This is a genomic window from Jeotgalicoccus sp. FSL K6-3177 (genome assembly GCF_038050175.1).
GTDB classification, from domain to species: Bacteria; Bacillota; Bacilli; order Staphylococcales; family Salinicoccaceae; genus Jeotgalicoccus; species Jeotgalicoccus nanhaiensis.
This window is the reverse complement of the sequence record NZ_JBBOSK010000001.1, coordinates 1906907-1926303: the sequence shown is the minus strand read 5'-3', so window position 1 is coordinate 1926303 and position 19397 is coordinate 1906907. Positions and strand designations below refer to the sequence as shown.

General features: G+C 41.0%; 23 protein-coding genes. 17 read left to right on the top strand and 6 right to left on the bottom strand.

The window, feature by feature from the left end:
* The first annotated feature begins 49 nt into the window (after nt 1–49).
* Nucleotides 50–841: a class I SAM-dependent methyltransferase gene (locus MHH58_RS09795; protein ID WP_135098601.1), complete on the top strand. Its 792-nt coding sequence runs from the start codon at nt 50–52 to the stop codon at nt 839–841.
* Between the two features lie 331 nt (nt 842–1172).
* Nucleotides 1173–1322: a hypothetical protein gene (locus MHH58_RS09790; RefSeq protein WP_167753400.1), complete on the top strand. Its 150-nt coding sequence runs from the start codon at nt 1173–1175 to the stop codon at nt 1320–1322.
* Nucleotides 1323–1379: 57 nt separating this feature from the next.
* Here the strand turns inward: MHH58_RS09790 and MHH58_RS09785 are convergent, their stop codons facing one another.
* Complete coding sequence (locus MHH58_RS09785) at nt 1380–1757, bottom strand: VOC family protein (RefSeq protein WP_135098599.1); 378 nt, start codon at nt 1755–1757, stop codon at nt 1380–1382.
* Between the two features lie 141 nt (nt 1758–1898).
* Between MHH58_RS09785 and MHH58_RS09780 the strand changes: the two genes are divergently transcribed.
* From MHH58_RS09780 to MHH58_RS09735, 10 genes are all read left to right on the top strand, one after another.
* Complete coding sequence (locus tag MHH58_RS09780) at nt 1899–2636, top strand: methionine ABC transporter ATP-binding protein (RefSeq protein ID WP_135098597.1); 738 nt, start codon at nt 1899–1901, stop codon at nt 2634–2636.
* Entirely contained in the window at nt 2629–3315 is a 687-nt protein-coding gene (locus tag MHH58_RS09775; RefSeq protein ID WP_135098596.1) for a methionine ABC transporter permease, read from the top strand. Before MHH58_RS09780 ends, MHH58_RS09775 begins: the two co-directional genes overlap by 8 nt.
* A gap of 14 nt (nt 3316–3329) precedes the next feature.
* Nucleotides 3330–4157: a MetQ/NlpA family ABC transporter substrate-binding protein gene (locus tag MHH58_RS09770; RefSeq protein ID WP_341345783.1), complete on the top strand. Its 828-nt coding sequence runs from the start codon at nt 3330–3332 to the stop codon at nt 4155–4157.
* Nucleotides 4154–4987: a MetQ/NlpA family ABC transporter substrate-binding protein gene (locus tag MHH58_RS09765; RefSeq protein ID WP_341345782.1), complete on the top strand. Its 834-nt coding sequence runs from the start codon at nt 4154–4156 to the stop codon at nt 4985–4987. Before MHH58_RS09770 ends, MHH58_RS09765 begins: the two co-directional genes overlap by 4 nt.
* Before the next feature lie 106 nt (nt 4988–5093).
* Nucleotides 5094–6050, top strand: a complete 957-nt coding sequence (locus MHH58_RS09760) for an AAA family ATPase (RefSeq protein ID WP_341345781.1) — start codon at nt 5094–5096, stop codon at nt 6048–6050.
* Nucleotides 6040–7248: a DUF58 domain-containing protein gene (locus MHH58_RS09755; RefSeq protein WP_341345780.1), complete on the top strand. Its 1209-nt coding sequence runs from the start codon at nt 6040–6042 to the stop codon at nt 7246–7248. Before MHH58_RS09760 ends, MHH58_RS09755 begins: the two co-directional genes overlap by 11 nt.
* Complete coding sequence (locus MHH58_RS09750) at nt 7245–8441, top strand: DUF4129 domain-containing protein (protein ID WP_135098587.1); 1197 nt, start codon at nt 7245–7247, stop codon at nt 8439–8441. The genes MHH58_RS09755 and MHH58_RS09750 overlap by 4 nt, the downstream gene beginning before the upstream one ends.
* A 93-nt stretch (nt 8442–8534) precedes the next feature.
* Nucleotides 8535–9686: a hypothetical protein gene (locus tag MHH58_RS09745; protein WP_341345779.1), complete on the top strand. Its 1152-nt coding sequence runs from the start codon at nt 8535–8537 to the stop codon at nt 9684–9686.
* Nucleotides 9687–9704: 18 nt separating this feature from the next.
* A complete protein-coding gene (locus MHH58_RS09740) occupies nt 9705–10928 on the top strand; it encodes a metal-dependent hydrolase family protein (protein WP_135098583.1) in 1224 nt (407 codons plus the stop codon).
* A 101-nt stretch (nt 10929–11029) separates the two neighbouring features.
* A complete protein-coding gene (locus tag MHH58_RS09735) occupies nt 11030–11923 on the top strand; it encodes a YitT family protein (protein WP_135098580.1) in 894 nt (297 codons plus the stop codon).
* 204 nt (nt 11924–12127) lie between these two features.
* Here MHH58_RS09735 and MHH58_RS09730 read toward each other — a convergent pair whose 3' ends face one another.
* From MHH58_RS09730 to MHH58_RS09710, 5 genes are read right to left on the bottom strand one after another with little or no spacing between them, the layout of a single operon-like run.
* A complete protein-coding gene (locus MHH58_RS09730; protein WP_341345778.1) occupies nt 12128–12667 on the bottom strand; it encodes a hypothetical protein in 540 nt (179 codons plus the stop codon).
* Nucleotides 12667–13293: a lysophospholipid acyltransferase family protein gene (locus MHH58_RS09725; protein WP_341345777.1), complete on the bottom strand. Its 627-nt coding sequence runs from the start codon at nt 13291–13293 to the stop codon at nt 12667–12669. The genes MHH58_RS09730 and MHH58_RS09725 overlap by 1 nt, the downstream gene beginning before the upstream one ends.
* Before the next feature lie 9 nt (nt 13294–13302).
* Complete coding sequence (locus MHH58_RS09720) at nt 13303–14241, bottom strand: phosphatidate cytidylyltransferase (RefSeq protein ID WP_341345776.1); 939 nt, start codon at nt 14239–14241, stop codon at nt 13303–13305.
* A complete protein-coding gene (locus MHH58_RS09715; RefSeq protein WP_341345775.1) occupies nt 14238–14843 on the bottom strand; it encodes a CDP-alcohol phosphatidyltransferase family protein in 606 nt (201 codons plus the stop codon). Before MHH58_RS09715 ends, MHH58_RS09720 begins: the two co-directional genes overlap by 4 nt.
* A 32-nt stretch (nt 14844–14875) precedes the next feature.
* Nucleotides 14876–15304: a GNAT family N-acetyltransferase gene (locus tag MHH58_RS09710; RefSeq protein ID WP_341345774.1), complete on the bottom strand. Its 429-nt coding sequence runs from the start codon at nt 15302–15304 to the stop codon at nt 14876–14878.
* Between the two features lie 143 nt (nt 15305–15447).
* Here MHH58_RS09710 and MHH58_RS09705 point away from each other — a divergent pair, with 143 nt between their 5' ends.
* Genes MHH58_RS09705 through MHH58_RS09685 form a run of 5 tightly spaced genes read left to right on the top strand, consistent with a single transcriptional unit; the run spans nt 15448 to nt 19393 of the window.
* Nucleotides 15448–15873, top strand: coding sequence for a hypothetical protein (locus MHH58_RS09705; RefSeq protein WP_341345773.1), 426 nt, complete (start codon nt 15448–15450; stop codon nt 15871–15873).
* A gap of 33 nt (nt 15874–15906) precedes the next feature.
* Nucleotides 15907–16635 (top strand): 5-oxoprolinase subunit PxpB, encoded by a 729-nt coding sequence (pxpB, locus tag MHH58_RS09700; RefSeq protein ID WP_341345772.1) that lies wholly within the window; start codon nt 15907–15909, stop codon nt 16633–16635.
* Entirely contained in the window at nt 16625–17614 is a 990-nt protein-coding gene (locus tag MHH58_RS09695; RefSeq protein WP_135098562.1) for a 5-oxoprolinase subunit C family protein, read from the top strand. The genes pxpB and MHH58_RS09695 overlap by 11 nt, the downstream gene beginning before the upstream one ends.
* Nucleotides 17615–17618: 4 nt before the next feature.
* On the top strand, nt 17619–18044 hold the full coding sequence (locus tag MHH58_RS09690; protein ID WP_135098560.1) for an acetyl-CoA carboxylase biotin carboxyl carrier protein: 426 nt from the start codon (nt 17619–17621) through the stop codon (nt 18042–18044).
* A gap of 2 nt (nt 18045–18046) precedes the next feature.
* Nucleotides 18047–19393 carry an acetyl-CoA carboxylase biotin carboxylase subunit gene (locus MHH58_RS09685; protein WP_135098558.1) on the top strand — a complete coding sequence of 449 codons (1347 nt, stop codon included), beginning with the start codon at nt 18047–18049 and terminating at the stop codon, nt 19391–19393.
* Nucleotides 19394–19397 lie beyond the last annotated feature (4 nt).

The window sequence follows — 19397 nt, the reverse complement described above, 5'->3', positions numbered from 1 at the left end:
AATACCTTGATAATATAAAGTAATCAGTATTAGTGGAGGGAAACTTATTATGAAGACAAAATTTCATAATTATGCCGAGGAGTATTTTAAACACAGAAATGATATTCCGAGTGTATTTTTTGAAGAACTGGCTAAAAGAAATATTGAATTATCGGGAAGCAAAGTTGCAGATATCGGAGCCGGCCCCGGCTTCCTCAGTAAAGCGTTGAGCGGCTACGGAGCGATTGTAGATGCGGTTGAACCATCGGAAGAGTTTATAGAAATCGGCAAGAAATATGTCGGCAAAGATGACAGAATCAATTTTACAAAAGGCACTGCGGAGAAAACAGGTCTCGATGATGATACGTATGACATTGTTTTTGTGATGAGAGCATGGCAGTGGTTTGACAGCGACAAAGCAGCCAAAGAAGTCAGACGCATTTTAAAACCCGACGGCATTTTAATTGTGGCGGATATCGGCTTCAAAGTGGCCAATAAGATGATGAAAGAATCCATGAAAATTATTAAGAAAAGTTCCAAGCACGAAGAACTGAAACCAGCCGGTTCCAAAGAAGACTCAATTCAGATGATTAATGGTTTCCCTGTTGAATGGTTCAGTGACTGGCGTCATGAAAAACTGGATCTTGAAGAATTTTTCAAACACGAATATAAAGTTAAGTTTACAGACCAGGAATGGCTCGGCAGACTTGGTACTTCATCATGGCTTGTCAGCTTTAAACAGAAACGCATGGACAAGGCAATGGAAAAGATAGCAGAACTGCTTGATACAATGGATGATGAGAAAAAACATAAGGTGCCTCACGTGCTGAATGTTGCAATATTAAAAAATAAACATAAGTAATATAAATGAAAAAAGAGCGATTATTTCGCTCTTTTTTGTTTTTTTACACTTTTTCTGAAAGCGATTCAATACATAATTTCTGAATGAAAACGATAACAAGACGGGTTAATATACGAAAAGATGAATAATTTAATAAATGTATAAATACTTAAGAAATTATATTACAAATATTATAAAATATAAATGAATTAACTAAAAATTAATAATACATTTACTTTGATAAAATCATCACATAAACTTTGAGAAACCTTGATATATATGGTATTATTAAGTTACATAAAAGAGGTACAGAGAAATACTCTAATATATAATTTCAAATAGGAGGAAGAAAATGATTATATCTGATAAACTTACAGCAGAAGTTCGTATGCAGGAGTATAAAGAAATTGCGTATAATAATTCGATTTTGACAGAGAAGAAAAGTGACGAAAGAATTAAGCGTCCATTTTTAAGCAAATTAATCAGTGCTTTGTCTCTGTAATAGTTAATATATAAATAAGATGCCATTCCTGAAGAGAGAGGAATGGCTTTTTTGTGTTTAAATTAAATTTAATTGCCACGAAACACCAAACTGGTCCTGAATCCACGCATAGCGCCTGCTCATATTATAATCATCAAGCGGAATATGAATAGCACCATTTTTCTTAAGTTTTCTGTACAGCAGTTCTATTTCATTTAAATCTTCACACTCAATATAAACAGACATACTCGGTGTAAAGGTGAATTCCGATGGAACCTCGGAATCACGGAGCATCAGATGCATATTGCCTATACGTATAATGGCCTGCTGTATTTTATTTGAATCAGGATAATTCACCAGCTGAATGATATCAAACTGATGGAACACCTCTTTATAGTATTCCAGTGCTTCAAAAGCACGTCCTTCAAATGTCAGAAAGGGCATTGCTGCCTTCATTCTATTTTCCCCCTTTACAACTGATATAGTATTGTTTACAATTTTATGAGAACAGACTGATACAGTTTGAAACTGTTACATATGTTATCTGTCTATATTATAACAGTTTACTGCAGTTGTAATTTGTGAAGGAGGCTTTAAATGATTGAGTTAAATGGTGTTGTTAAACAGTATCAGGGCCGTGATGGACCTTTCAATGCCTTGAATGATATATCTGTTCATATAAAAAAAAGTGAAAAATTCGGTATTATCGGTGAAAGCGGATCCGGCAAGTCGACGCTGCTCCGGATGATTAATGCTCTTGAAACACCAGATGAGGGAACAGTGACCGTGGACGGTGATAATGTCGGCAGCCTGTCACCAAAACAGTTAAGAAAATACCGTAAAAAAATCGGCATGATTTTTCAGCAATTCAATTTGCTGAACAATAAAACAGTGCTCGAAAACATTACTCTGCCTTTAAAGCTTCACAAGTTTGAATCGGCTCTTGATATAGAAGAAGTACTTTCTTTCGTCGGTTTAAGCGGCAAAAAAGATAACTACCCGGGACAGCTGTCGGGCGGTCAGAAACAGCGTGTCGGTATAGCCCGGGCTTTAATCACTAATCCGAAAATACTGCTCTGCGATGAACCGACCAGCGCCCTGGATGAAAAAACTACTGACGAAATTGTCAGTGTACTGAGAAGGGCACATGAAGTATACGGCATGACTATCGTCGTCGTGACCCATGAATTAAATGTGATTAAACAATTATGCGACCGGACACTCGTGCTTGAAGAAGGAAATATTATCGATACGATCGATATAAAACAGACCTCTCATGTACTTTCCGATGCCTCGTATTACGACCGTATAGTAGAGGTGTTAAAAAATGAGTGAGATGATTACTGTCTACTTTGAACGTGTTGCTGAATACTGGCCGAATCTCCTGACGAGTTTAAATGAAACAGGGATTATGATGGGTTTTGCGATGGCTGCGGCTATTGTTCTCGGACTGCCGCTCGGAACCCTGCTTTACTTAACCGATGAAGATAAACCGTTACAGAACAAATTTATATACCATACGGCGAACGTTGTGGTAAATATCGTCCGTTCATTTCCTTTTCTGCTGCTTGTTATTGCGATGCAGCCGCTGATAAGGGAAGTATACGGCCGGGCTACCGGAGATCCCGTTGCTGCATCGTTTCCGCTGATGGTTATTGCGATTGCACTGTACGCGCGTTTTGTGCAGCAGTCTCTCTTAGATGTGCCAAAAGGTGTTGTTGAAACAGCTCAGGCACTCGGTGCTTCAATACCGCAGCTGGTTTACCGCTTTCTATTCGTCGAGGCGAGAAGCTCTTTAATTATCGGTTTCTCCACTGCATTCGTAAGTTTTATCTCGTACTCGACTATTATGGGTGTCGTTGGAGGCGGAGGAATCGGTGATTTCGCCATCCGTTACGGCTATCAGCGGTATGAAACAGATATTATGTACACTGCAATTGTCGTTATTATTATTTTTGTGCAGATTGCGCAGTGGTTCGGTTTGTGGCTGGCAAGGAAAATTGATAAAAGATAAAAGGGGATTAAATTATGAACAGAAAATATTGGCTGTTTAGTATTTTAAGTATTTTCGTATTAGTGCTGGCAGCTTGCGGCAGCGAGGAAGAAAATGCCGGGGAAGATAATGAAATTACAGTTGTTGCACAGACGACGCCGATGACGGATGTTGTTGAAATAGCTGCGGAAGCAATTGAAGAACCCTACACGGTTAAACTGGTTGAAGTAGCTGACAATATACAGTACAACGAAGCGGTGTTTAACGATGAAGCTGATGCAAGTTTTGCACAGCATGAACCATTTATGGAACAGTTTAATGCAGAAAGCGATGCGGATTTAGTGACGATGGAGCAAATCTATAACGCAATTGTCGGTTTCTACTCCCCGGTATACGATTCAATCAATGAACTGGAAGACGGTGCTGAAGTTGCAATTCCAAGCGATCCGACAAACGAAGCGCGTGCACTTATGATTCTCGATGATGCAGATATTATTACACTGGCTGATGGTGTTACATACGAAGCTTCCGTAGATGATATTGAAGACAATCCAAAAAATCTTGAATTTACGCATGTCGATCTGCTGAATTTAAGCTCATCTTATGAAGACGGCATTCCACTGGTCTTTAACTATCCGACCTATATCGAGCCGCTCGGGCTGACGCCGAGTGATGCGGTGCTGCTTGAAGATGATGATGAAAACACCTTTGCCCTCCGTGTTGTTGCACGCGAAGGTAATGAAGATTCCGATAAAATCAAAGCTTTAAACAAAGCATTCACATCTGAGGAAGTATATGACTTTCTGGATGAACTTGCAGAGAAAGGACACCTCGAACCAGCATTCGAGCCGGGTGAAAAATGATGAAAAAATTATTTCCTTTATTTCTTGTGATGATGCTGCTTGCAGCCTGCGGCAATGATGAAGAAGAAAGTGCAGCATCTGAAAGTGATACACATATTGTTATCGCTTCTCAATCTGAACCGCTGACCTCTATGGTTGAAGTTGCAGCTGAAGTGATTGAAGAACCTTACACGATGGAACTTCTGCCTGTAAATGATAATATTCAATACAATGAAGCGACATTTAATGATGAAGTCGACGGCAGCTTATCCCAGCACGAACTCTATATGGAAGGTTTTAATGAAGAAGCGGGAGCCGATCTTGTTGCAATTCAGCCTGCTTATATTTCCAATGTCGGCTTTTACTCGCCGGTGTATGATTCAATTGATGAAATAGAAGAGGGCGCGGAAGTCGCAATCCCGAGTGACCCGCCGAACGAAGCCCGGGCACTGTTGATTTTAGACAGTGCAGGACTGATTACACTCGATGAAGATACAGGTATCGATGCTGCAGTATCCGATATTGTTGAGAACCCGAAAGACCTCCAATTCACACCGGTTGATCTGTTTAACTTAACAGCAGCCTATGAAGATGGTGTGGAGCTTGTGTTTGAACATCCGAATTTAATTGCGAATATCGGACTTTATCCGAAAGATGCCATTTTACTTGAAGATGAAGATGAAAAAAGATTTGCCTTCCAGCTGGTAACGCGTGAAGGCAAAGCAGATAGTCCGAAAATGCAGGCGGCAAAACGCGCGCTCGCATCTCAGGAAGTTTACGACCTGTTAATGGAAGAAGCTGAACATGAGATGTTTACACCGGCGTTTGAACCTGGTCAGCCTGCAGAGTAATCTTTAATGAAAGTACCGAGTTTGACCTCCCTTACTCGGTGCTTTTTTATTTTGTTTAAATATTGCTATAATTAAGAAAACGTATACAAAATAAGGGGGATTTTGAATGTCAGCCGCAGATAAACTTAAACAATTTAAAGAGGAAATTGGTAAAGTAATAATCGGGCAGGATAAAGTGCTTGAGCTGGTATTTATCAGCTTGATTCAGGAAGGGCATGTATTGTTCGACAGTGTGCCGGGAACGGGGAAAACGGTATTATCAAAAGCCGTGGCTGCCGCTGTGGACGGGGAATTCTCGCGTATCCAGTTTACACCGGATGTGCTGCCGACGGATATTACCGGCATGAATATGTATAATCCGAAGACCCAGAGTTTTAATTTGAGGATGGGGCCCGTCAAAACAAACATCTTACTTGCTGACGAAATCAACAGGGCGACACCGAGAACGCAGTCGGCGCTCCTTGAGGTGATGGAAGAACGGCAGGTCACAATAGACGGAGAACGCGTAGAGCTCGATAATTTATTTATCGTGCTGGCAACCCAGAATCCGATTGAATCGAGGCAGGGCACATTCGAACTGCCGGAAGCGCAGATGGACAGGTTTTTAATGAAGATTTCACTTAGCTATCCAGGTCGGAGTGAAGAATTGAAAATGCTCGATATGCATAGAAATAAAAATAAGATTGAAATTAATCCGGTGTTTACACAAGAAGAGATTATGACGCTCAGAAAACAGGCGTCTGAAATTCGTATTAATGATACGGTCAAAGAATACATAATAGATCTAGTCGGCAAGACGCGTAATCACAAATTTACAGAACTTGGTGTTTCGCCGAGGGGGAGCCTTGGTTTAATACGCGCAGCGATGGGCGTGGCCCTGATTAATAACCGAGATTATGTCACGCCTGAAGATGTGAAATATATTGCGCCGTATGTGCTGGCTCATAGAATAGTGCTCAATATAGAAGGGATGACACTTACGACAGGAGAGGCGCTTATACAGGATATTTTAAATGAAACAGCTGTGCCTGTTGAATTTGGAGTGAGTCGTGATGAGGTATAAGTATGACTATAGTGAGACACAGATCGCTTCGCTGTTTACAGTAATCGCATCTGTACTGATTATCTTTGATATTTTTTATGCGGCGACCTTAAATATTTACGTCGTTTTTATTCTTGGTGTTCTGCTGTCAGCCATGGGGCTGAACAGATTTTATGAAAGAAATGTTATGAAACATCTTCATGTTGACATTATTAATGATGAAGTCAGGCATTATAAAGGTGAATCCGGTGTGCTGAAGATCCGGATTGCACAAAAGGGTATCATGCCGATTTTAAGTGCCGAGCTCAGAGTTACTGCCGGCAACGATATTAAGTTTTTCAGCGACCAGGCACTGAAAATCCGACAGCAGACAGAAACAACTGCGGTATTTACAGTACTGTCTAAAAGTGAAACAGTTATAGAAATACCGTACACTGCAGCAAAACGCGGCGTGAGCTACATCGTTGACAGCCGTATAAGCATTCCCAGGATATTCGGTTTTGGTCATATGGATTTAAGACAGATAGGTTCTGCGAAACATGAAATCATGATATACCCGGATAAGTTTGCTGTTCATAATGAACCGATTAAATTCAAAATTGCTCAAGGGTTATTTAAAAATAATGAATCTCTGTATAATGATCCGCTGTTAACGCTCGGCAACAGAGAGTACATGGAGATGGATTCATTCAGAGATATCAACTGGAAGCAGTCAGCAAGAATGGGAGAACTGCAATCTAAAATTTATGAAAAGACAACTTATACCGAATGGCTGATACTTGTTAACCTGCGCTCCGAATCAGTATTCGCACCTCCTGAGAATATCGAAAGAATATTTGAGAAGCTGAGTTTTCTAACTGGAGAGATCGCTAAAGAAGAAATTACTTACAGTCTCATTGCAAATATGAAAACTTTTGATAAAGGCAGCTATTTCAGAATCGATGAACTGAATGGGCTCCGGAGTTACAGACCGGTGCTGGAAGCACTCTCGAAAATTAAAACAGTAACATTCACGATAGCTTTCGAAAGATTTTTAAACCACGTGAGACTGTATGAAAAGGTGCCAACCCACATAATTTTTACAGGAGAAACGGATGCACTAATCGACAGAGAACTCGAATACTTTTTACACAGGGGCATTACGATATATCAACTGAATGACAAGGGGCTTGAAAGATACGGGAAAAATACCGGGACGGTTAAGGCGGTGAGCAGATGAATAAAATGAAATACCACTCGATGTTTATCTTTTACTACACCGTGGAAATGTTTGTGCCGCTGTTTATTGGAATATTAATTAATATTCATAATACAGCAGCACATGAATCTCACCTGCTTCCTTTAGTCAGCATACTTTCCCTCCTGCTTGTAATGAGTCATTTTATTGCGGGAAAGTGGCAGTTATCCTATATTTACTTTCTTGTGCCGCTTGGAATTATTCTGTTAATGCTCACAGGTTCTTATTGGCTGACAGCGTTTTTAATTGTCGGTTTTTCAGTGTGGACTCTCGAACAGATGCACGACAATATTAATAATCACTATAACAATCTGATGCTGGTAATTATGCTTTTGCTGCTGCTTGTTATTAATCTGATTCCTTCAGATATTATAACTATGCATTACCAGCTGCTTCATTTCATTGCTGCAGGCATGTTTGTCTTTTATTTTTTAGGGAGAATAATTATGCTGATGGCAGGCAGCAGTTACAGAACGGGGTCCCGCCTCCGGGTATTAGTAATGTCATCTCTCGTACTGCTTGGATCAGCAGCTTTATTTACTGCTGTGTATAACTATATTGTATTGGGTATACAGACACTATTTATTTTTATGCTTAACGGATTTGTAATGATGCTGAGACCGTTCTTCTCGTTTTTAGAGACAGTGGAGTTTAAATTTCCTGAAATGGAACAGGAACAAATGGAAGTTAATGATGAAGGAGATGCGGTGGAGGAGTCTTTTGAAGGGACTGCCGCAATCAGCGATGTGCCGGTAATGACTATATTACTTGTATTGGCAGCTGCTTGTATCGCTGTTTTTCTTTTTATGTACTTTAGAAAACGAAGCCTGCCTGAAAAAGAAAATAGAGCGGTGCAGACCTACAAAACAGCTGTGACAGATAATATACCTGAAGAAAAAAGAACTGAGAGTGTATCTCAGCCGGACAGCAGAGTCAGAAAGCAATATTATGCTTTTGAGAAGTGGCTGGCTAAAAAAGAACTTGGAAGATATCACGGTGAAACTGTCAGTGAATGGGCAGAAAGAATGAATATAAGGAGTGAAAGCAACAAAGAAATGATTGACCTTTATAAGAAATACCGGTACGACAGCCAGGAGTTAACGGCAGAGGAATTTAATGAATTTAAGATAATGATTAAAAATCTTAAGCGGATACTGGATGATAAAAACAATTAATTCGGAAAATTCGGATGATGGAAACGTAATCATATTTAAATAATGTTTGAATTGTCGTATAATTCAAACATTACCTTAAAAGGGGGAAATAATATGATTGAGGAACCATTAGTTGCCACCGTCATGCTGTTTGCTTTGCTGGCACTTGGAGAGGTTATTTCTATTTACTCGAAAGCGCGTATTCCAATGCTGATGACAGCAATGATCGGTTACTTACTATTAACATGGACGGGGGTATTCCCCGAAAATATTTTAGAATTATCTACGCTGCCTGCACTCGGTGCATTATTAATCGGGCCGCTTATTATACATATGGGAACTTTGATGCCTTTAAGTATATTAAAAAAACAATGGCGTGCAGTCGTCATTTCAATCAGCGGCTTAATCGGAGCGCTTGTTTTGGTTTTATTAATTGTTCCTTTAGTTTTCGATTTTGAAACTGCCGCAAGCGGTGTCGGACCGATTTCAGGCGGCGTCGTAGCTTTATTAATTACAACAGAAAAATTGACGGAACTCGGCTTGACAGCTTTAATTGTCGTACCGGTGCTCGTCGCAGCCTTCCAGACACCGATCGGGATGCCGTTAATTTCATTCTTCTTAAAACGCTATGCCGGACATTTTGTCAGTACGACTGAAGCAACGGAAGAAGAAATAGAATCTCAAAAAGAAGAAGAAGTGCCGGTCAGGTTTAATCTGCTCAAGAACAATGTAATTTTATTATTCACAGTATTTGTACTGGCGGCGGCAGCTACTGTCTTAAGCGAATGGACAGGAGTTCACTTTACACTATTCTGTCTCCTCTTCGGTATTTTAATGCTGAATGGCAGACTGTTTCCCGAGGGAGTGCTTGAAAAGTCAAACTCATTCAGCTTTATGATGGTAGCTTTAATTTTTGTTATTATCGGAACGATGGGTGGTATCACACCGCAGGATGTTGTGAATAATGTTCCTGCCGTTCTGCTGATTTTAATATGCGGTGTCGGCGGACTTGCGGCTGGCGGCTTTATCGCGTCGAAAGCAGTAGGCTGGCATCCATTTAAAGGAATGCCGATTGCACTTACTGCACTGGTCGGCTTTCCAGGAGATTATATTATCTGTGAAGAAGTATCACGGAGTACGACTGACAATCAGATCGATCAGACACGTGTATTTAATGAAATTGTGACACCGATGCTGATTGGCGGATTTGTTACCGTTACAGTCGCATCGATAGTGGTTGCATCATTTGTTATGGGAATGTTATAAAAAAGGAGTTTTTATATAATGAGTAAATTAATCGTAGAAAATATTAATCTGATTGACGGCAGCGGTGCTGATGTCAAAAAAAATGTGACGGTTGTTATTGAAGATGGCCGTTTTACCCACGTTGGAAATTCTGTTGAAACAAACGGTGCTGAAGTAATCGACGGACAAGGGAAATACATGCTGCCCGGAATGATAGATACGCATGTACACTTATCTACAGAATTCAAACCGCTCGCCGACAGAATAGCAACACCATTTTCGTATCATTTTTATGAAGCAGCTCAGTATGCTGAAAGAACGATTAATGCAGGTATTACAACGGTAAGAGATGCGCTTGGAAGTTCTTTAGGGTTTAAGCAGGCAATTAATGACGGACTGGTTACCGGACCGCGAATGCAGGTTTCAATTAATGCTTTGTCTATTACGGGCGGTCACGGTGACGGTTATAATTATTCGGGCGTGGACCTTGGTATTGTGCGGCCGTATGAAGGGATGCCGGACGGTATTGCTGACGGTGTTGAAGAAGTGCGCAAGAAGACACGCGAATTACTGCGGGCCGGTGCTGACGTGATTAAAGTTATGGCCACAGGCGGGGTTTCAAGTCCCACCGACCACCCTAAATTTACTCAGTATTCGCTGGATGAATTAAAAGTAATCGTTGAAGAAGCAGAATTTAGAAATGGTGTTAAAGTAATGGCGCATGCGCAAGGCCTTGAAGGTATTAAAAATTGTGTAGAAGCGGGAATTCATTCGATTGAACACGGTATCTATCTGGACGATGAAGTGATTGAACAGATGAAAGAAAAAGGAACGTACCTCGTTCCAACACTGCTTGCACCGGTGTCAGTAATAGAATTTGCCGATGAACTAGGTATTTCTGCAGTGGGTCTTCAAAAGTCCAAAGAAGTAATGGCAGATCATAAAGCAAGCTTTAAGAAAGCATATGATGCAGGTGTTAAAATCGCGATGGGTACAGATGCCGGAGTCTTCAAGCATGGTACAAATCTGCGGGAACTTGAACTGATGGTAGAATCGGGAGCAACGCCGATGGATGCTATCGTTATATCAACGAAAAATGCAGCAGAATGCATGGAAATTGAAGATCTCGGTCTCGTTAAAGAAGGGTACATTGCAGATTTTATTTTAACTGAAAATAATCCGCTTGAAGATATAGGGATTCTGAAAAATAATGATGAAATTAAAGTAGTAGCGAAAGATGGAAAAATATTAAAAAGTATATAAGCAAAATTGAGCCGTCCGCTGTGACGGCTTTTTTCATGCGTTGAAAGATGTGTTAAAGTAATATAACATAGAAAAAGTACAAGTGCCGAAGGGGGATATGCATGAAAATCAGAGAAGCTTTAAAAAATACCCGGTTCGAAAAGATAAGACTAACATTTAACTCAGAGTTTACCGTGCAGACGTTAATCAACGTTCTGGCTATCATCGTAGGATCGTTTCTATTCGCTATCGGTGTGAATGGCTTTATGATTGCAGGAAACCTCGGTGAAGGCGGCTTCATCGGTATCTCCATTATTTTATTTTATGCTTACGGCATACCGACAGCATTGTCAAACTTAATCCTGAATTTCTTAATACTTATCGTCGGCTTTAAATTTTTAGGCAGACGCGCAATGCTGTATACAATATTTACAATACCAATGACTTCTCTTGCCCTCTGGGTAACAGAGTCATGGCAGATTCAGACCGATGAGATTTTAATCAATACAGTATTCGGCGGGCTGTTTATCGGAATGGGTATCGGGTTAATTATCCGCATCGGTTCGACCACAGCGGGGACGACAATTTTAGCCAAGATGGCTAACAAATTTCTCGACGTCAACGTTTCTTATGCGCTCCTGTTCTTCGATTTAATTGTCATTACAATCGGTCTGACAGTAATGTCGCTTGAACAGGTGCTGCTGACAGTCATCGCTCTATACATCGCAACAAAAGTAATGGATTTCATTATCGAAGGTATGAACCCGAAAAAAGCAGTGACGATTATTTCACAGAATCCGGATCTGCTGGCGAACTTAATTAATACGAAAATACATCGCGGTGTCACGATTTTAGATGGGCACGGCTACTATTCAAAAGAAGAAAAAGACATATTATTTGTAGTTATTAATAAATCACAGCTTAACCGTTTGAAACGGCTTATTAAAGCGAATGATGATCAGGCGTTTGTCGTTGTACACGATGTAAACAGTGTACTTGGGAACTATCTGATATAATATATTAAAAGCGGGGCTCGGACATAAGTCCAGTCTTTAAATAAAAAAGCGCACTTGCTTTCCAGGGGCGTCGTGTGAGCCTGTAGTCTCACGCAGACGCTACTCCCCTAAGAGTCAAGTGCGCTTTTTTATATGGAAATATACGATATATCTACAAAAAATAAGACCCTCATATACAAGGTAGTCATCACTTTCTTTAATATTTTAAAACGGGCTGTGAATACTGAAATAAATTACATAGACGATTATCCAGACAGCAGACCAGAGTATAACTTTCATCTGCATAGACAGTGTTTTAAATACATAATGCGACAGTGCATATGCAATTATAGAGACGGTTAAAAAACGCAGCAGCCTTGCCGGGATGGTAAATATAAGAAACAGGACAAGGCCTGTATAGTCATGTGCAGCCGCAGCAAAAAGCTTATACGGAACACCGAACAGGGGGCCGGTAATCAACGCGGTGAAAGTGCTGTCACTCATTGTACGATGCACATGTTCAATCATATATTCATGAACTGCCGGAATACGGAGCATAAATGCTTCGGTCTGCTCTGCATTAAAACTGCTCCACATAAATATTATAATACCGCCTGCCAGTGCCCCCGCAGCTGCGGTAAGATTAGCATATATTACATACTTAAACTTCTTTGTCCTGAGTGCATACAGAGATAAAATGACATCCGGAATGATAAAAAACCACGTTGCCTCACTTAACCCCCACACAAAAATAATGATCATCATTACCATTCGCTAAACTGTCCTTCCTCCTGCAGAATATTCATCCGCTCATTCAGTTCAGTCATAAAATCATGCCGGTTATCCGTATAATAAAATTTTTCGCCGACAAATATATCGATAAAAAACGGTACAAATACAAATGAACCTTTCGGCAGCGCCTTGCCGAGTCCGTGAATAAATAGGGGGACAATCGGTATATCCGGCCTTTCGCGCATCAGGTAGTACACACCGCTTTTGTATCTGCTCAGCTGTTCAGCTTCGCCGCGCGAACCCTCAGGGAATAAGATAATAATACCATCGTCATCCAGTGACTGAAGTACTGGTTTGAACATTCCTCTGAAGTCCCGGGTCATCTTCCGTTCGATTGGAATAATATTCATTACTTTTGTAGAAAAGAAGGCGAGAAATTTATTTTTCATAAAATAATCACCTGCAGCGACAGGACGGACTTTTTTAAAGCTTTTTCCTCTGAATAGGGACATCAGTACAAGTGTATCGAGATGGCTGTTGTGATTTGCAATAATCACACATGGTCCTTTATCCGGCAGCTTATCCTTCCCTCGTATATTTAAGCCGAGAACAAATAAAATCACTGGCCTTACTAAAAGTGCAAACAGCAGATTTTTCATAGTCATCACCTAAAAGTAAAAGTATCTTGTAAAGTGGAAAAACAGCGGTGCTGTATACGTCAGCGAATCGACACGATCGAGAATGCCGCCGTGTCCGGGAATAATGGCTGAAGTATCTTTAATATTTAAGTCGCGCTTCAAGGCAGAAATATTAACGTCTCCAATAAAACCGGTCAGCCCGATATACAAGCCTGCGATAATGCTCGTGAAAAACGAGAAAGGTGTAATCAGCGGTGCTAAAACGACAGCGAGTGCAGTCGTTGTTAACACCCCGCCAATAAAGCCGGCCCATGTTTTATTCGGTGAGACTTTCGGGATAATTTTTTTCCTTCCGAGCATTTTGCCCCATAGAAACTGAGCCACATCGTTAGCCTGGGTCAGCACAACTAAAAACAGTACAAGTCCGGCCCCGGCAAAACTGTTTTCCCGTCCTGGTAAAACGAGAAGAAAGGCGAGATGCGACAAACCGAATACCATCAGCATTACACCCCACTGAACAGTCGCAATGGACCGCAGGAAATTCTTCGTTTCACCGACGATTATAGCCTGAATAGGAATGAGCAGGAACATATACACCGGAATAAATACGATAAACATCCCGTACCAGCCGAGATATATTAACAAAAACTGAATGGGAATTGTCAGGTATGCCCAAAATAATACAAGGCGATGCGCCCGGTTAAATGGAATGAGTGAAAAATATTCTTTCAATGCCAGGAAACACAGCAGTGCCATAAAAATCAGTGAAATTGTCGAATGAATAAGCAGCGCAAACGTAAAAATAATGAACATGACCCACCATGAACGAATACGCATTTCTACTTCTTTTAAACCGCTGCTGTTATTTTTTCGCTTCATTATTTTAGTAATGACTGTAGAAATAACTAAGACACCGACAATACCGATTAAGACGTAAAGTACTTCATCAGTCAGCAGATTTATATTCATGAACTTTCCTCCAGTCCGCCGAGTACGCGTTTATAAATGTTAAATGCAATTAATATAGAAGCAGCCATGAAGATAATATGCAGGTAAGGTTCCAGCGGAATATTAAATAAAAGTATGACAGAGATAACACCGATTAGGAAAGCACGGTCGCTTTTTCCCATCGGTCCATCGTAGCGCCGCTCTCCTGATGTAACTTCCGAAAGGACTCCCGCCATCTCACTAATAATTGAGAGTGCGATGAAAATAATAATACTTGCCGGAAAAGTTTGAGTGACCAGAAAAAAAGGTATGAAGAGTGCGGTGTCGCTGATAACATCTGTCAATTCGTTTAAAAATTTCCCGAGACGGCTGGTTAAGTTAAATTTTTTAGCGAGTACACCGTCAATAGCGTTCATCGCCATCCGTACAAACATAAATAGAGGAATAATGATATATATCCAACGGCTGTCATAATTAAAATAAAAAAGCACACCCGTAATTATCGATAACAGGCATGCTGATATTGTCACCTGGTTCGGGGTGACATGATGTTTGTGAAGATTATTAACGAGCGGCATAAGAAGCTGCTGGAACTTTGGTTTTAATTCATAAATGCTGATCATTTAAAATCACTCCAATGTTCTTTAGCGGAAAGCTAGTATTTAATCCCGCGGTCGAGCATATATACTATGATATCTCCGTTTTCTGCGATGAGTCTAAAACCTTTGTACTGCAGCCATGTTTTCGAAAAAGTAGTCCGGTAATGTTCATGCGACAGGATATAAATTTTACTGACCTCCGCTGCTGCAGTTAAATAGGCATCCAGCAGCTTGGAGCCGATGCCCGGTGTAGGATGGCCGGCGTGCATAACAATCTCTGCAATATACTGGTTAATATTGCCGTCGCCGCTTGAACGGATAATGCCGACAAGCTGTTTGCCGTCCCGCACAGTAATGCAGTAATCCGAGTTTAAAATGCTTTGGTAAAGCTGGTTATAATCGGTATACAATTCAGTATTTCCGGAAGTGTAGAGATCGACGATATCGTCGAATGACATGTTTTTCTCGGTTGTAATGGTAACCATGACTCACCCCGTATTTGATATAAGTAATTAATTATATCAAGAATTTTCTGATATTGAAAGATAGTGCTTATTTGTTTATACTTATGATTGTATACGGTTTCAGTGGAAAGTGGAATAAAATACTTAGAAACAGGGTGGAATAAATGGAGCTGCAATTATATTTTTATCATCGGGAAATCAGTTTGACACCTGAAGAAATTTTCAGCGTGATTAAAAGTGATGAAAAGCTGTTAAATACGATAGAAAAATTAACGGATATCGAATACATAAACAGTACTTCAATGCCGAGAGAAGAAGGAACGAGAGCCATACTTCAATACAGTGCATCGCCTGTTGAAGCTGAAATTACCGGATTCAGACAGGACAGAAGAATAGAACTGGAACTGGAAATTCCGGCTGGAACAGTAAAAGCAATGTTTAATATCGTCCCTGTGGAAGACCGCTCTGAGGTAACTATTTCAGCAAAACTGTTTACTGATTCACCGGTAAGCTTCGTTCTGTATGCCTTAAAAATACCGTCTATTAAAAAACAGTTTGATGAGGCGGCAGAAAGACTCGGCCGCAATTAACAGCTGCGGCTATTACTGAAAAGGAGACCGAAAATGGAAGTGAAACAATACTCAGAAGATTCGCTGACGGTAAATTTAGGCAGCGAGATCGATGAAAAAATCAATAAACAGCTTGTACAGCTGAAATCAGCTGTAACGGAACTTAACTTAGAAGGCATCACTGATATTGTCTTATCCTATACGAGTCTGATTATATATTTTGATGTGCTTAAAGCTGATTCAAAAAAAATAACAGGAGCAGTAAAAGCACTGGAATTAAGAGAATTGAAAGACAGGGAGTACGCATATAAAGTTGTTAAAATACCGGTGTGCTACGGTGGGGAGTTCGGCCCGGACCTCGCTCGTTTTAAAGAAAACGGGCTGACGCCGGAAGATGTAATCAGCATGCACAGCAACAAAGAATATCTTGTTTATATGCTCGGATTTATGCCGGGTTTTCCTTTTTTAGGAGGGCTCAGCGATAAGCTGTTTAAAGCAAGACTAGACTCGCCGAGAACGAAAATTCAAGCAGGCACCGTCGGCATCGGCGGACGGCAGACCGGTATTTATCCTTTTGATTCTCCGGGCGGCTGGAATCTTCTCGGAAGAACCCCGGTTCCGCTGTACGACAGCTCGCGTGACAATGCAATTTTATATGAAGCAGGGGACAGAATTATTTTTACGCCAATTAACGAGCGGGAATATTACCGCATAAAAGAAGCATACGATAAAGGTGAATATACTGTGGAGACAGAATACAGAGGTGAAGCAGATGGCGCTTAAAATTATCAATCCGGGCCTGTTTACGACAGTGCAGGATCTTGGCCGCTACGGATATGAATCATACGGTTTTACCCCTGCAGGGGTCATGGATTATGAAAGTTATTATCTTGCGAATGCACTGCTCGGCAATGATTATAATTGCGGCGTGCTCGAACTCACGCTTTACGGAATTACCTTTGAAGTACTGCACAGCACGAGTATGTCGTCTGCCGGAGCAGAGATGGAACTGACAATTAACGAAGAACCTTTTGATACAGGAACTGCTGTTGATCTCGTTAAGGGTGACATTGTAAAGTTCGGCGGTGTTAAAAAAGGTGCCCGTACATATATTGCTTTCAGCGGCGGGCTCGATCTTCCGAAGGAACTCGGCAGCTACTCAACTCATACGAGAAGCAAGATGGGCGGTTACAAAGGACGCGTCTTAAAGGCGGGGGATATTTTGCTAGTCAAAGGGAAAACAGTGGAACATAATTTTCCGGTAATCACAAAAGTATTGACTGAAGATACTGAGATACGCTTTATCCCGGGTCAGCAGAATGACAGATTTGATTCTGTGAATAAACGGATATTTACAGAAAGTGAATATACCCTTACAAAAGACAGCGACCGGATGGGCTGCCGTCTTGAAGGTCCGGCGGTGGAATCTGCAGATGACGACGATATATTGAGCGAACCGACACAGTTCGGCAGCATACAGGTGCCGAAAAACGGGCAGCCGATCGTTCTGCTTGCCGACCGCCAGACCGCAGGCGGCTATAAGAAAATTGGCACTGTCGCAAAAGTCGATCTGCCAAAAATCGCCCAGAAAAAACCGGGAGAGAAGATTACATTTACCGAAGTAAGTGTAGATGAAGCGTCACAGCTGTATAAAGACAGCCTGAAGGCATTAACTGACGGTTCATATATTAATACATCAGTTAATTTTAAAAATGCGAGACGGCGGGATGCATTAAGTATTACGCAATTAATTGGAGGATAAAATAATGGATTTTAAAGAAATAAAAAAACTGGTTAAATTGTTAAAAGAAGAAGATCTGGCTGTACTCAGCATCTCGGAAAATGATACTCATATTCATATCGAACAGAAAGGCGCGGAAGTTGCAGTACAGCCTGCGGCAGACCGACCTGCACCGGCAGTTTCAGAAGAGGAAGCCTCCAAACTGATTGAAATAACAGCCGGTCAAATCGGAACCTTCTACAATCAGAAAGATGAAAACAGCGATGAGACATTTGTTTCAGAAGGAGATAAAGTTTCTAAAGGGGACCAGGTCGGTTTTATTGAAGCGATGAAAGTATTTAACGATGTGAAAAGCAGCGTCGCGGGTATCGTTGAAGAAATAACTGTGGCCAATGGAGATGCTGTGGAATACGGTGATGTGCTGTTTCGTGTCCGTCCAGAGGAGGCATGACGATGAAAAAGGTTTTAATTGCGAACCGCGGTGAAATCGCGGTAAGAATTATCAGAACTTTAAAGGAAATGAATATTGCGAGCGTTGCAGTCTACTCGAGCGGTGACGCAGATAGTCTTCATGTTGCATTGGCAGATGAAGCTTATTGTATCGGGGGACCGAAAAGCGCTGACAGCTATCTAAACATCGATAATATACTGCAGGCTGCAATTATGAGTAAGGCAGATGCTATTCATCCGGGTTACGGGTTTTTATCGGAAACACCTGAATTTGCAAAACGGACTGAAGAGCTCGGTCTGATATTTATAGGACCTTCACCGGAAACGATGGCAAAAATGGGCGATAAGTCCATGGCAAGAGAGACCATGAAAAAAGCAGGTGTTCCTGTTATTCCGGGCAGTGACGGCATTGTCAAAACAAAAGATGAAGTGAAGAAACTGGCAAAAAAAATTATCTATCCTATCGTAATAAAAGCTGTTTCCGGCGGCGGCGGCAAAGGTATGCGGTTTGCCCACAATGATGAAGATGTGGACAAATTGTACGATGAAGCAAAAAAAGAAGCAAAGAACTCTTTTAACGATGACCGCTTGTACGTTGAGAAATACATTCCAAAAGCACGCCATATTGAAATTCAGGTTATCGGTGACGGCAAGGGCGGAGCAATCCATTTATTTGAGCGGGATTGTTCGATTCAGAGAAATAACCAGAAATTGCTTGAAGAAGCACCGGCAACCATTTTAAGCGGTAAAGAACGTGCTGATATTACAGAAACGACGCGGCAGGCGATTGCAAAACTGAATTACCGCGGGGCAGGGACAATTGAGTACTTATATGTAGCTGAAGAAAAGCGTTTTTATTTTATTGAGATGAATACGCGGGTACAGGTTGAACATACTGTCTCGGAAGAAGTGACCGGAATTGATATTATCAGAGCTCAGATTGATGTTGCATTTAATAATGATATCGGTATTACACAGGGTGAAGTGAAGCTGTCAGGACATGCCATTGAAGCACGGCTGAATGCGGAAGATCCGGAAAATCGTTTTATGCCTTCACCGGGTAAAATTGAGAAACTGCATTTTGGCCTCGGCAGAAATGTACGTGTGGACACGCATATTTATAGCGGTTATTCTATACCGCCGTATTACGATTCGATGATTGCTAAAATTATTGTGAAGGCTGATAACCGGGAAGATGCCTTATTTAAACTGAAACTTGTGCTCGGGGAAACAGTTATTGAACCGGTTAAGACAAATTTAGATTTTCAGTATTATCTGCTGGGACATCCGAAAGTGTTAGCGAATGATTACGATATTAAGTTGCTTCATACAGAAAATATTATTGAGTAAAGGA